This window comes from Rossellomorea sp. DA94, from assembly GCF_029834455.1.
In the GTDB taxonomy this organism is placed as follows: domain Bacteria; phylum Bacillota; class Bacilli; order Bacillales; family Bacillaceae_B; genus Rossellomorea; species Rossellomorea vietnamensis.
Window position 1 is genome coordinate 2,720,053 of the sequence record NZ_CP122397.1, and the last position, 14,168, is coordinate 2,734,220.

The following is a 14,168-nucleotide window of genomic DNA, read 5'->3' on the forward strand; positions in this document are numbered from 1 at the left end:
TCAATTCAGTGAATAATGAATGGAAGGAATGAGTGGAATGGGAAAACCGGAATTACATCAAAAAACGGAAGTCAAAGTCAAGGAACCCACCTCATTAAAAGGTACATTTACTTCGGTATTATTTTTGGGAGGGTTTTTAATCCTCACATGGCTTGGGGTATTCTTGCTGTTTCTGAATCGTTTTTAATTTAAGGAGTGATTTATATGCATATGCATCGCTATGAGAAATGGTGGTTAACACTGGGAACAGGGTCTCTTATCTTATTTTTAATCATATTGGGTATCAGTGCTTTTCATCAGGGGCATCAGCCTCCAAGCGCAAAGGCATACGTCAATCCGGAGCAGGTGGACAAAATCGCTCCGTTTAACGAACCCGGACTTAAAAAAGTGGAAGGAAAGGCTTGGGATTATGAATTGGTATTTGTGGCCTCCGCTTTTCTCTATACCCCCGGGGAAATTGAAATCCCTAAAGGATCGACTCTGAAAATCACGGCTACAACAAAGGATGTTGTGCATGGGTTTGAAGTGGCAGGAACCAATATCAACATGATGCTTGAACCTGGATATGTCAGTGAATATACAACCACACTCGACAAGGCTGGAGAATTTCTCATTGTTTGTAATGAATACTGTGGTGTCGGTCATCACACGATGAAATCTATGTTAAGGGTGGTGGAGTAGATGAAACCATTTGTAAAAATTGATAAAAAGGATGCTACACTGGCCATGGCTCACATTTACGTAGGGTTTGCTGCTCTGGCATTAGGTGGACTCGCCGGCCTGTTACAGGTTTTGGTCCGTTCAGGCAGATTCACTTTGCCTGCAGGTATCGGGTATTATCAAGTATTGACTGTTCACGGGGTATTACTCGGATTGGTACTGACGACATTCTTTATTCTCGGATTCCAGCATGCGGCCATTTCCCGCACGTCAGGAACTTATTCTGGGAAATCCCGCTTCATAGGGTGGCTGGGATTCTGGGTCATGCTCCTTGGAACGATCATGGCAGCAGTCATGATTTTATTAAATGAAGCTACGGTCCTTTATACATTTTATGCTCCCCTCCAGGCACATTGGATCTTTTATTTAGGATTGACCTTCGTAGTGGTGGGCAGCTGGTTTGGCGGCGCAGGGATGATCATGAAATATATTAGCTGGAGAAAAGAACATCCTGGACAACCGAGTCCTTTACTGACTTTCATGAGCATCATCAACACCGTCTTATGGATTGTTGCCACCATCGGGGTTGCGGGGACTGTATTATTTCAGCTCCTTCCATGGTCCCTTGGTCTGGTGGACAGGGTCGACGTCCTTGTCAGCCGTACCTTGTTCTGGTATTTCGGTCACCCACTCGTCTATTTCTGGCTGCTGCCCGCTTATATGGCATGGTATGTGATCATTCCGAAAATCATCGGAGGAAAAATCTTTTCAGATTCTTTGGCACGTCTTTCCTTTATCCTTTTTCTTCTATTCTCGATACCGGTCGGATTTCACCATCAACTAGTGGAGCCTGGCATTGATGCTTATTGGAAGTTCCTGCAGGTGACCCTGACGTTCATGGTCGTCATCCCTTCCCTGATGACAGCATTTTCTTTGTTCGCAACATTTGAAATGTACGGGAGAAGCAAAGGAGCTACGGGATTATTCGGATGGTTCAAGAAGCTTCCATGGGGTGACGCCCGTTTTACAGTGCCGTTCATCGGAATGGTTGCTTTCATCCCTGCAGGAGCAGGCGGATTGATCAATGCATCCAATCAAATGAATCAGGTGGTCCATAATACGATTTGGGTCACCGGTCACTTTCATTTAACACTGGCCACATCTGTCGTCTTGACCTTCTTTGGAATTGCTTATTGGCTAGTCCCTCATCTGACGGGACGCGTCCTAACGAAAGCAATGAACAAATTGGCCATCGTGCAGGCTATTGTATGGGCCGTCGGAATGAGCATCATGTCTGGCGCCATGCATGCAGTTGGATTACTGGGTGCACCAAGAAGGTCTTCATATTCCACTTATGGGGATGCACCTCAGGCAATGGATTGGATCCCCTACCAAATAGCACAGGCGATCGGGGGCACGATCCTTTTCATGGGTATCATTCTCGTTCTATACATCTTTATCAACCTGGCATTCTTCGCTCCCAAGGGAGAGGAGGAATTCCCTGTCGGTGAAACGGCTGATACAGCAGAAAGGACACCGATGGCGCTCGAGAACTGGCGGATCTGGTTAACCATCCTGGCCGCTCTCATCCTCGTCGCCTACACCGTCCCATTCATCGACATGATCCAAAACGCCCCACCCGCATCTAAAGGTTATAAAATGTGGTGACAAGAAAAGCGGAAGGGGCTCGCTCTGGGGCGACAAGCATAAGATGAGTCACCCGGAAAGGCGCTCTTTGCCTTTTTGGGTGACTCATCTTATGACCTCGAGCCCCAAGCCCCTGGAGCTGGACAATCAGTATAAGAAAAGGCTGCTTCAAATGAAGCAGCCTCCTTTTTATTTCAGTTTAATTGGGACAAACAGCTCTAATTTCCTTTTATCTTCCGTTTCGTTGATTTCACGGTCCTGGGATAGGTACTTCTCGACACTCAGTCTGGAGTAGTCTTTTTCATACCCATTCTCTTTAATCCAATTAAAGATGGCGAAATAGGCTTGTTCCACTTCCGTCGACAGTCCTTCATAAAGGGCATGTGCATATTCACCTGCAGGAAGTGACAGTTCCACCAACCCAGGTGGCAGCTTCTCCACACGATCAACTTCAACGGTACAATAATACGTAAAATCAGTTGCCCTATCATGGAATGGTGCGTATATGCATTCATCTCCATTTATATAGTGAATGGATGGGATCATCTGTTGAAACTTCGTGAATAGTCTCGGGATCTCGGACCCTCTTCCATATGGACCTGTCCAGCCTATTCCAACAAGCAATTTATCCTCTAGTGATGCTACATTAATTTCCATGATTCTTGCCTCCAATAGTTAATTTAAGGAATATACCTTTGAATACTTCTCCGTTAAATAATCGGCCAAGTATTGGGCATTGAGCCCTTCTCCAGTCACTTCCCTGATGATTTCAAGCGGTTTTTTCATCTTGCCCCATTGATGAACATGCTCGGTCAACCATTCTCTCACGGGAGCAAGATCCCCTTTTTCCAGGAGCTCTTCATAATGGGGAATATCTTCTACCATTGCACGCTTTAACTGAGCAGCATACATATACCCAAGCGCGTATGACGGAAAATAACCAAAGCTTCCACCTGCCCAATGAACATCCTGGAGGACACCTTCTCCATTATGGGAAGGACGGATACCTAAGTACTCTTCATACTTCTGATTCCAGATTTCAGGAAGATCCTTCACTTCAATCTCATCATTGAACAATCCTTTTTCAATTTCATAGCGGATGATGATATGGAGGGCATATGTTAATTCATCTGCTTCGATCCGGATCAACGAAGGCTTCGATTCATTGATCGCTCTGTAGAAATCGTCCAATTCAACAGAATCAAACTGTCCAGTCGAATGATCCTTCAATAACTCATAATTTTGCTTCCAGAAAGAATGGTCCCTGCCAACAAAATTTTCATAAAACAGGGATTGAGACTCATGGATACCCATGGATGTTCCTGTACAAAGGGGTGTGCCCATTAAATCCTTTGAAATGTTCTGTTCATACAGGGCATGTCCACCTTCGTGGATTGTTCCGAAGACGGCTGTCCTCCAATCCTTTTCGTCATATTTAGTTGTTACCCTTACATCACCAGGGTTCAAACCAATCGCGAACGGATGGACCGTTTCATCCAGTCTTCCTGAATTGAAATCATACCCCATTTGTTCAAGAATTTTCAAACTGAAATCCTTTTGACGTTCCTTTGGAAAGTGTTCAAAAAGGAAATCGGTTTTTGGCTTATGTTCCGATTTTGAAATCTTATGTACGAGTGGGACAATCTGATCACGAAGATCTCCAAACACCTTATCCAATACTTCTACCGTCACACCCGGCTCATACATATCCAGTAATGTATTGTATTTATTATCTTCGTATCCCCAATAATCAATGAAGCGTTTTGTGAAAGCCACAAGCTTTTCTAAATAAGGCTTGAACATATCGAAATCCGCTTTTTCTTTCGCTTCTTCCCATTTCCCTTCCGCTTTCGACTGCAATACCACGTATTCTCTGTATTCAGAGGCGGGAATCTTTTTATTTCGATCGTACTCTTTTTGACACTCTTCTATCAGTTTTTGTGTCATGGGATCCAGTTGATCCATCACTGGAGATAGTTTCGCTAAGTAAGCGGCCATTTCATTGGAAGTGGACATCTCGAACAACTCCGATGAAAGCATCCCAATCACTTCTGACCGTTGTTCCGCCCCATTTTTCGGTGCGCCTGTACGCAAATCCCAGAACATCAACCCAAGTGCTTCGTTGTAGGCCGACATTTTTTTTGCATATTCGTGAAATTGATCTTTTGTCTCTAGTATAGATTCTTTCATTCAAAAAGCCCCCTTTTTTAACATTCAATCTATTTTATCATATTTTTCTGGCAACTTGGGTCCAGAACAATTTAAAAAACCGCCTATTCAGGCGGTTTCGGTTCACTCTATTATGCGTTTAACATTTCGATTCCAACGGGAAGGACGGACTCTGCCAATTCTCTATATGTGGTTTCATCATCATTCAACAGAACGTGAACACTCCCCTTGTCATCACTTGTCCGAATCAGACGTCCGATTCCCTGTCTCAGACGAAGCATCATGTAAGGAAGATCCACCTCTTCCACGGAATGAGTGGCATGCTTTCGTTTCGCATCAAAGACGGGGTCTTTTGGCGGGAAAGGAAGTGAGTAAATGATCACTTGTGAAAGGGAATCCCCCGGCACGTCCAATCCTTCCCATAGGTGATAGGAACATAGGACCGTAGACGTTTCCTGCTGGAACTGTTCCACCGTATCACTGATTTCACGGTCACCTTCATAGATGACACTCCAGTTTTGATCCGGCTGCTGAATCTGATAGTCCCTAAAGGCGTTCATCTCATCCTTGGATGTAAAAAGAATCAATGATTTCCCTTGATTACTCTGTAATTTTTCCCAAACATATTGATTTTTCGAATCGACACCGGAATCCAATGAAGGAATATGTGCCCTCATCATCTCCTCATATTCATAAGGGGATTCCACTGAGAATTTTTCATATGTCTCAATCCCCAGTGATCGGGACACATAAGAAAAGTCCCCATTATAGGAAAGGGTGGCTGAAGAAAAGATAAATGGGATGTTTTGACTGAAAACCTGTTCTTTTAGAATTTCTTCGACTAATCTCGGCATCACCACAAAGGTGTGTTCTTCCTCTGATGTTTCCAGCCAGTAGATTCCTTTTTCATCATCTAAGAACAGTTTCAAAGAATACTGAATCTGTTCCAGATATTCTTCCACTACTTTTAACAGGTAATCATCCATCACATACATTTCGCTTTCAAAAACAAGCTCATTCAAGAGGTTCTCGATTTTTTCCGTAAGAGACCTGGCCTGCTGCAAAATCGCCTCTGAACGCGTGATATACTGCCTGTCGGATCCAGTTTCCCCTTTGGATTCTTTCTCCAGAAGCCCGAACCACTTTTCATTGTCGAGCATGATATCTTCAATGATATAAAGAGTCTCCTCCCTCATATCAGATGAAGACAGCTTTTCTAACAGTCCCTCAAGAGTCTCCATCCTCATCCGGTAGGTCATCGCTTTCTGTGAAGCAAATTCCAACAGATGCCCTTCGTCAAAGACCACTGAGCTTGCTTCCGGAAGGAGCGGCAGCTGACCTTCCCGCTTTCTGCTGTCTTTCGTCCAGATATGTTCCATATAAAAATCATGGGAACAAATGATCAAGTCAGACGCATTCCGATAATGCTCACGATGAAGCGTAAGTCCACAGCGATGACGATAGGCACAGGACATGCAGTCCTGAAGGGAATCCCAGCCTACAGAACTCCACTCTTCATCTGACAAGCCGGCATATTCTTTACGATCCCCGTAATGAGTGAAGCTTCTCATAGAGGAATTGTCATGGACGAAGCCCGGCAATTCTTCCCACATCTCCTGATAGACATCCTTTTGAGAAGCATTCTCTTCTAACTTCTTGATACAAAGATATTGCTCCCTCGATTTGGCCAGACGGACATCTATATCAAGATCCAGTGCATTCTCAAGCTTCTCTATATCCCCTTCTTTTTTGACGATCTGCTCGATGAGGGTTTCATCCGCACAAGCAATGATGGCAGGCTTTCCCGTATACCTTGCATAGGAAAGGGCATATAACAGATACACAAGGGTTTTCCCTGTTCCAACACCTGCTTCTGCAAACATGACCTGCTTATTCTTGTATGCCTGATTTAGTTGAAAGGCCATGAAAACCTGTTCATCCCGCAGGTCAAATCCTTTCTCTGGCAATATATCATAAAAAACATCCCCGACCCAATCGGATAATGCTTCATAAAAGGATTGCTCCTTGGTTAATTCGAATGGTAATTTTCTTCTCATATGAACCTCCTGCATGACACAATATTTCTAATTTACTAGAATTCATTCTTATTGAAAAGGTGTAACCGATATTTTATCTAAGGACTTTCTATAATAAGAAGTACATTCTACCCAAAAAGAAAAGAGACTCTCCATACAAAGGGTGAGTCTACCAGTTGTATGGATGTCTCTAGCTTCGGAGAGAGTGCACTCAGTCGTATATTCTCTTTTTTAATAATTCATACTGAAATGCCTGATCCAGGTTTTTGGATGCTTCATGAAGGTCAAGATGTACGGCCTCCGCTTCTTCACCTGAAATGGAAGAAATAGAGCTTTGTAAGGCTTGATAGATTTTGTGGAAATCGATGAAAGAATGGTCCATCCTCTTTCACTCCTCTAAAAATGATAGAACTATTATACGCAGGAAATGAAAGGGTTATTCTCAACTTCATCATCTTTTTCCAACAATACGAATCAGATCACTTTCTTGGGGGGCGCGGCCCGAAAAATTGATAATAGTCTGTCCTTATAAATCCATTGAACAATTTCCGTTTTTTTGTAGCTTGTTTCCCGTAGCATTGTTCAAAATTTTCATGGGACGTCAGCATGTAAACAGACCATGTATCCAATTTTTCAAAGGCCCTTCCCATTTCTTGATACATTTTCTCTACTTCTTTCCGTTCACCCAGACGTTCACCATATGGAGGGTTTCCGACGATGATGCCGTATTCTAATTCCGAAGTGAAATCACGCACTTGCATTTGCTTGAATTTCACCAGGTCCCCAAGTCCTGCTTCCAGGGCATTCTCTTTGGAAACTTCAATCATTCGATGATCGATGTCGGTACCCAGTATTTCAAGGGGCTGATCATAGTTTGCCAAATCCTCGGCTTCCAGACGCGTTTTCTCCCACACATCGGCAGGCATCAACGGCCACTTTTCTGACAGAAATTCACGATTGAAGCCGGGAGCGATATTTTGTCCGATCAGCGCAGCTTCGATGGCAATGGTCCCTGAACCGCAGAATGGATCCACGAAAGGACGATCTGGATTCCAGGTCGTTAATTGAATAAGGGCAGCTGCCAGCGTTTCCTTTAAAGGCGCTTCACCTTGTCCGATTCTATAACCCCGTTTATGGAGACCTTGACCACTTGTATCCAGGGTGATGCTTGCCACGTCTTTGTGGATGGCCACTTCAATCTTGAATAGAGGACCGGTTTCGTCCAGCCATGACGATCGCTTGTAGGCCGTTCGCAGCCGTTCCACTATCGCTTTTTTCACGATGGCCTGACAATCCGGGACACTGTAAAGTTTTGATTTAACGGATTTCCCCTGCACCGGGAACTCTGCATCTACAGGGAGAAAGTTCTCCCACGGAAGCTTCTTTGTATTTTCAAATAGTTCGTCAAAGGAATAAGCCTTGAACTCACCGACAAGGATTTTGATTCTATCAGCGGTTCTCAACCACATATTGGCCCGTGCAATGGCCGTTTCATCTCCCTTGAAGATGACCTTTCCATTTTCGACCTGACATTCATATCCCAATTCCTTCACTTCTTTGGCAACAATGGATTCTAAGCCCATCGCTGCCGTTGCGATCAACGTATATGTACTCAACTTTGTCACCCCGTTCATTAATATGCCACTACCACTAGTATGGTCCGGTTTCCTGTAAAATAAAAAGGACTGATACAAAAGAGCAGTGTATTACCTGCATGTATCAGTCACTTGCATTATTTAATCCATATTGCTCTTATCCCGTAATAGTGTTCTGTAAGCCATGTTTTGTTCCGTTGTACTGCAGGCGACTGTTCGTCTCGTACTCGGGTGGTAATCATCTATCTACAAAGGAAATTCCTTTGTCCCTCTCTTCGTTCAATTCCTTTGAGAGGATTCCCCTACCAAATTTGGGTTTCTCGCTCGTGGGGTTTACCTCGTTCCACTCCTGCCATTTCTAACAGGACTTCGTCACTGTGGCACTTTCAAAGTAGTCACACCATATCCTCCGTAAAGGACGTAGGTGTTTTCCCTGCCGTCAGCCCGGGTTGGACTGCCCTAGCTTATGAATTGGCTAGGCACGAACACTACGTGCATCTCAGCACCGTGCGAGCATGGACTTTCCTCTACAACGAATCGTTGCAGCGATTACCCAAACACCATTAAGGATCAGCAATACCTAATTATACGGTAAATCCCCCAATAATTCAACTGGAAATATCAGTCGTATAATTTGTTACCAAAAACGTGTTTCTCTAAATTAGACAAACGTTTTAAAATATCGAAATTCGTGGTTCCGGTCTGTTGAGGCGGAGCCGCTGAACGCTGTTGTTTCAAAGCACCCTCAGCCTGCTTTTTCAATCGCAGGTTTTCCTGCTGTAAGTCTTCTATCTCCTGATGAAAGGTTTCATAGTCTTTAATAATCAAATCTAAAAATTTATCCACATCTTCCGGCTTATATCCCCGCATTCCACTTTTGAACTCTTTTTCAAGAATATCCTTTGCCGTTAACTTCACTTTATCTGAGATCATTCTATTCACCTCTATATTTATCACTATCATTTTTTCAAATAACCGTCAATTTGTCAATTGTATTTCATACTTCCGTGATTCCAACCCCTCTAAAAAAATCGTGAAAGCATGATTCATCAGTCTCTCTTCCACTGTTCCTCTTCAACGATCCACTGTAAATCATGGAAGCTGATTGCCCTGAGGTCAAAAGATGGGTCGGATTGTTTCTTTTTTTTCGCTTCTTCATAGAAATATTTAGGCGAGCCTTCTTTTTCCTCATCGTATAGAATCACACACGAATGGCTTTTGTGTAAAAATAATTGATTCTTGTTACGGAACTGCTGAGGATTCTTATAAGGATCCTTCGAGATGGTTTCGACAAAATCGGCTTGAGAAAGAATCAGTTCATAGTATTCCTTATTCTGTTCGTTCCAGTTTTCCTCCTGAGAAATAAAAGGGGTCAGAACGGCAAGTTTAAGATCAGCGTAGTCTTCCTGAAGCTCATATACAACTTCCGCTCCCCAGAGCTCTACACCAAGCTGCCCGCTGATGAGGACCCATTCTAATCCTTCATCCAGGAGGGATACCAGTTCTTTCTTCAATGCTTGTTTTATGTAATGAACCGCTTTGTCATCCTGCTTGAAAATTCCTAATTCAAAGGATTTATATCCAGTAATGCATGCAACATTCCCCACATGGAAAACCCCTTTAATAAACTTTGGGCACCTTCGATTCTCTTTACTAGCGTACCCCAAACCTTCTCACTCTATTGTATCATATTTCACGGATTTCTGAGACGGGGAAATATCCATCTCGGGATCTCTCGCCATAAAAAAGAAGAGATGCCTCCATAAATACTGCATCCTCCTTAGGAAAGTGATACAGTGCCGGGCACTGTATCACTGAATGCAGTCTTTAGAGGCATCCCTCTGATATCATGATGATATTATCTTCCCATACCGTATGGTCCGAATGGCGGTCTTGGACGAGGTCCGAATCCCGGGCCTCCCGGTCCTACTGGGCCTCCTGGGCCTCCTGGTCCCCCACCACAATTAAACTGCTGGTGAGACACACTGTCTACTTGAGATTGAGTGTGAGGGAAATAATGTTTATGTTGATACATGACATTATTCACATTGGTTGTGTGTGTCGGGTGAATATGAGGCACCTCATAGGTAGTCATGTTGTGATTCACACAACATTTCGTCGGGTGCATAACTGCAGGAAGCACTTGATTAGGTCTTGGTCTACAATACATCGTAACGCTCTCCTTTCATCTCTTAGTGATTACACTTATAGCCTATGAAACGAAGAGGGTACATGTACTAATGCAAATACCTATTTTTAGGAGTTATTTGCGAATACTTACATCAAGCTATATAAACTTTGTGAATAATTGGTAAAAACAAAGGCTGTTAAACCAATGACGACAAAGAACAAAATTAAGATGGCACGGTTCACTTTCATCATTCCTTTTTTCATAAAAAATTTTCAACACAATTAATTATTTTACATCTACTTTAGAAAATTCTCAATATAAAAATAAGAAGATGGAACCACTTTCACTCTATAAATTTTCCTCTTCGCTCCTTCGGGTAACAAAACCTATATTTTTGTCTATTTTATTCTCGATCCTAACCTTGCGATGATTCAGATTTCCTACTATTTTGAGGTGCTTCCCCTTTGTTTCCCCTGTATGTTCCGCCAGGGCCAGAAGGCGGTTGCACATCTCCAGTGCATGCTGCAGGTCCTTTGTTTTGTGCTCATACAATTTGGCCAATTCCAACAGGACCACTTTCCGTATGGGAACAGGTGCATTTTCATGGATGCCCTCCCACAACTCAATAGCCTTTTGTTCCCGTTTTTCTTTTTTATATTGAAGGGCAAGCTGGTGTACTGCCTTAAAGTTCGGCTCTCCGTTCTCTTTAATGATTTCCTCGTAGCGTTCCTTGGCTATTTTCCTGTTACCCGTATACTCAAGCCATCTGCCGACTTCGAACCGTTCATGCCCTGTCGCCTTGTCATGGACGTTCAAGAGCTGGAACGTCAGATGTGTATAAAGCGTGATGAGGGATAAGATATCCAGCTCGTTGTGGGTCATGACCTTGAAGATCCCTTCAGGATCTCTACGCTCGATATAGTCGAAATAAATCATGGGTGCAAGGTATCCGGGCACATCATCAATCCTGTTAAACCCAAGGATGTTCCTTTCAACGTTCATGAGCTTGACGGAGTCCAATTTATGCTTAAAGAGTCTTCTGGAACCGTGGTAAAGGTCAAAATGCCCAAATCCAGGCAGTTTCGGTACATGATCCTTAATAAGGGTATGCCTTGTCTTGACCTGGGGCCAATCAAAGGCTTTCCCATTGTACGTCACCAGGGTATTGTAATCCACATTGCTCAAGAAGCTGTGGTATAAAGGGATTTCGCTTCCCGGCTGCGGAAGGAAGTGCTGCGTGACGATCACTTCTTTATCCGTTACTCTTCCATGTCCCAAAAGGAAGATGGTATTTCCCACCCCTCCGCCAAGTCCTGTCGTTTCCGTATCGAAAAAAAACATATCTTCATGACTAAGACCTTTGGAAGACAGGGGATGGTCCCCTGTAAACCCCTGCCATGCATCAACGGCTTTTATAAAATCCTTAAAGGTGTAATCCCCATGTTGGTGATGAATGGGATAACGCTTTTCCTTTACCAGGCAATAATCATCATCAATATAATACGCAGTCGTTCCATTTTCTTTCCATAGATCCCAAAAGGGGAGATCTGCTGAATGGTCTGCAGGTCGACCTGCAGGCTCCCCGTCTTCTTCCCGGATAATATGCTTTTTCATTCTTGTTAATTTATTTTTCAATGACATATCGGTTTCCTCCTTCCATTTTTCATTGAAGGAATTGACGAAGAAGTTTCAAAGAGTCAAGTTTCGCCGAATCCATAGAATGCTCCATCCCGATACAGGACGGACAGCCGCTTTGGCATGGGCATCGCTCAATCATGGAAGTCGTCTCTACAAGAATCTTCTCTATCTGTTCATATACCTTTTCACTGAGCCCGATGCCGCCAGGATACCGGTCGTAAATAAAGATGGTGGGCAGCTCATTATGGGCAGCCTTGATTTGTGGAACCACAAAAATATCGCTCGGGTCGCACATGACAAATAATGGGATGATCGATTTCAAGCTTTGGGAAGCCCCGATAAGCCCCTCTTCAAGCCTTTCCTGGCTGAAAGATTCTGCGTCTTTTAATGAAATCCAGCTGGAACTTGTATGGAGCTCCTCTTCAGGTAGATGAATCGGACCTGATCCGATATTTTCATGGGTATCAAATTTGATTTTTTTGAAAATCGTGGCCATCGCTTGAACTGTCACATCCCCGAATGCCACATCGAACATGTCTGACTCTCTCATTTTGTCTGTTTCGAGTACCCTTAATTGGACGGCCAGATTGGCGTCCGTAAAATAATCCACGTCCACTTCCCTTACGAATGCCTTCTTTTCCTCCCAGTCCAGCTTCTCCACTTGGAACTGTACACCTTGATGTAAATAGATCGCTTCATCATGAAGTAAAGTCATGGCTGAGAAACGGTCCATTTCCCCGATGACCTTCACGGCTGAAATATCGGTTTGATCGATGATGATGACATTTTCCTGAGACGCCGAACGAAGACTGATGTTATGTGCAGGGAAAACATCGTTCATCCAATACCACTTGTCACCATTTTTATGAACGACCCGCTCTTCTACGAGAAATTCCAGTATATCTTCCATTTCATGACTGCCAAATTGCTCTCCTTCCCTGAAGGGCAACTCATAAGCAGCACACTTGATATGATCGATGAGAATGATTAAATTATCAGGATTGATCCGCGTGGTTTCAGGAGTCTGCTCAAAGAAATAATCCGGGTGTTCGATGATGAATTGATCCAGCGGACTGGAGCTCGCCACCATGATGACCAGGGACTCACCATGTCTTCTCCCCGCCCTTCCTGCCTGCTGCCAGGCACTTGCGATCGTGCCGGGATATCCCGTCATGATACATACTTGCAATTGGCCGATGTCGACACCCAGTTCAAGGGCATTTGTACTGACAACCCCATATATATCACCCTGCCTCAAGCCTCTTTCAATTTCTCTTCGCTGGGTGGGAAGATACCCTCCCCGGTAGCCCCTGATCGATTTCGCACCTAATTGACTTTTCACCAACTCTTGTAAATAGGTCAGAATGATCTCCACCCGCACTCTACTTCTCGCGAATATGATGGTTTGCACTTTATTTTTCAATAGCTCGCCAGCGATTCTCCTCACCTCGAGCGTTGCACTGCGACGGATATTGAGGGGTTTATTGACGATGGGGGGATTGTAGAAAACGAAATGTTTCTTTGCACTAGGGGCCCCGTTATTGTCTATTAAATTCATTTCCGTTCCTGTCAATTGCTCCGCCAGTTCTTTAGGATTGGCGATCGTTGCGGATGTACAGATGAATACGGGTGAAGCTCCGTAAAACTCACAAATGCGTTTCAGTCTTCTGATCACATTGCTTACATGGGACCCAAACACCCCTCTATATATATGAAGTTCATCGATAATGACGTATTTCAGGTTCTCAAAGAGGGACACCCATTTCGTATGGTGAGGAAGGATCGCCGAATGCAGCATATCAGGATTTGTAATGACGATATGTCCGGCCTTCCTCACCTTTTGACGGATATTTGCAGCTGTGTCCCCGTCGTATGTATAGCTATTGATGGAAACCTCGGCCTCTGCGATGATTTCGTTCAGCTCACTCTTCTGGTCCTGGGCAAGTGCCTTCGTAGGGAAGATATACAATGCACGGGAATCCGGCTGATCCAGAATGGTTTGAAGTACAGGAAGATTGTAGCAAAGGGTCTTACCAGAAGCGGTTGGTGTGACGGCTGTGAAACTTTTCCCTTCCATGGCAAGCTGGAAAGCGGAACTTTGATGGGTATATAGCCGTTCCACCCCTCTCCTGTGCAACGCTTTTTTAATTCTTTCATCTATTTCAAATGGCAAGTCTACCAATTGAGCAGGTTTTTCATCAATTGTATGCCAATGAACAATCTGTTTATTGAAATCAGGATCTTTCTTAAAATATTCAATCAACTGCTGAAGGTTGTTCCTCTTAAACATCT

12 protein-coding genes and 1 other RNA gene are annotated in these 14,168 nt (G+C 43.8%); 2 read left to right on the plus strand and 11 right to left on the minus strand.

From position 1 onward, the window contains the following. Nucleotides 1–204 precede the first annotated feature (204 nt). Together P8596_RS14175 and P8596_RS14180 are read left to right on the plus strand one after the other, a co-directional pair. Nucleotides 205–681: a cytochrome c oxidase subunit II gene (locus P8596_RS14175; RefSeq protein WP_279724186.1), complete on the plus strand. Its 477-nt coding sequence runs from the start codon at nucleotides 205–207 to the stop codon at nucleotides 679–681. Next, nucleotides 682–2,328 carry a b(o/a)3-type cytochrome-c oxidase subunit 1 gene (locus P8596_RS14180; RefSeq protein WP_279724187.1) on the plus strand — a complete coding sequence of 549 codons (1,647 nt, stop codon included), beginning with the start codon at nucleotides 682–684 and terminating at the stop codon, nucleotides 2,326–2,328. It begins immediately after the preceding gene. A 168-nt stretch (nucleotides 2,329–2,496) separates the two neighbouring features. Here the strand turns inward: P8596_RS14180 and P8596_RS14185 are convergent, their stop codons facing one another. From P8596_RS14185 to P8596_RS14235, 11 genes are all read right to left on the minus strand, one after another. Further along, the gene (locus P8596_RS14185) at nucleotides 2,497–2,964 is read right to left on the minus strand and encodes a GyrI-like domain-containing protein (RefSeq protein WP_229592433.1); all 468 of its coding nucleotides are present in this window, start codon (nucleotides 2,962–2,964) and stop codon (nucleotides 2,497–2,499) included. A gap of 18 nt (nucleotides 2,965–2,982) precedes the next feature. Next, nucleotides 2,983–4,497: a carboxypeptidase M32 gene (locus P8596_RS14190; protein WP_279724188.1), complete on the minus strand. Its 1,515-nt coding sequence runs from the start codon at nucleotides 4,495–4,497 to the stop codon at nucleotides 2,983–2,985. Between the two features lie 110 nt (nucleotides 4,498–4,607). After that, on the minus strand, nucleotides 4,608–6,533 hold the full coding sequence (locus tag P8596_RS14195) for an ATP-dependent DNA helicase (RefSeq protein WP_279724189.1): 1,926 nt from the start codon (nucleotides 6,531–6,533) through the stop codon (nucleotides 4,608–4,610). A 190-nt stretch (nucleotides 6,534–6,723) separates the two neighbouring features. Next, a complete protein-coding gene (locus P8596_RS14200) occupies nucleotides 6,724–6,894 on the minus strand; it encodes a hypothetical protein (RefSeq protein WP_156029993.1) in 171 nt (56 codons plus the stop codon). A 97-nt stretch (nucleotides 6,895–6,991) separates the two neighbouring features. Then, nucleotides 6,992–8,146 carry a THUMP domain-containing class I SAM-dependent RNA methyltransferase gene (locus P8596_RS14205; protein WP_481900298.1) on the minus strand — a complete coding sequence of 385 codons (1,155 nt, stop codon included), beginning with the start codon at nucleotides 8,144–8,146 and terminating at the stop codon, nucleotides 6,992–6,994. Nucleotides 8,147–8,280: 134 nt separating this feature from the next. Further along, nucleotides 8,281–8,668, minus strand: an RNA gene (gene rnpB, locus P8596_RS14210) — RNase P RNA component class B. Between the two features lie 60 nt (nucleotides 8,669–8,728). Further along, nucleotides 8,729–9,040, minus strand: a complete 312-nt coding sequence (gene gpsB, locus P8596_RS14215; RefSeq protein WP_034758475.1) for a cell division regulator GpsB — start codon at nucleotides 9,038–9,040, stop codon at nucleotides 8,729–8,731. A 116-nt stretch (nucleotides 9,041–9,156) separates the two neighbouring features. Continuing rightward, nucleotides 9,157–9,714 carry an SLOG family protein gene (locus tag P8596_RS14220; RefSeq protein WP_224519658.1) on the minus strand — a complete coding sequence of 186 codons (558 nt, stop codon included), beginning with the start codon at nucleotides 9,712–9,714 and terminating at the stop codon, nucleotides 9,157–9,159. Nucleotides 9,715–9,965: 251 nt separating this feature from the next. Next, nucleotides 9,966–10,277 (minus strand): CotD family spore coat protein, encoded by a 312-nt coding sequence (locus P8596_RS14225; RefSeq protein WP_079534565.1) that lies wholly within the window; start codon nucleotides 10,275–10,277, stop codon nucleotides 9,966–9,968. Between the two features lie 309 nt (nucleotides 10,278–10,586). After that, the gene (locus P8596_RS14230; RefSeq protein WP_279724191.1) at nucleotides 10,587–11,879 is read right to left on the minus strand and encodes a ribonuclease H-like domain-containing protein; all 1,293 of its coding nucleotides are present in this window, start codon (nucleotides 11,877–11,879) and stop codon (nucleotides 10,587–10,589) included. Between the two features lie 22 nt (nucleotides 11,880–11,901). After that, the gene (locus tag P8596_RS14235; protein WP_279724192.1) at nucleotides 11,902–14,166 is read right to left on the minus strand and encodes a DEAD/DEAH box helicase; all 2,265 of its coding nucleotides are present in this window, start codon (nucleotides 14,164–14,166) and stop codon (nucleotides 11,902–11,904) included. Between the last annotated feature and the right edge of the window lie 2 nt (nucleotides 14,167–14,168).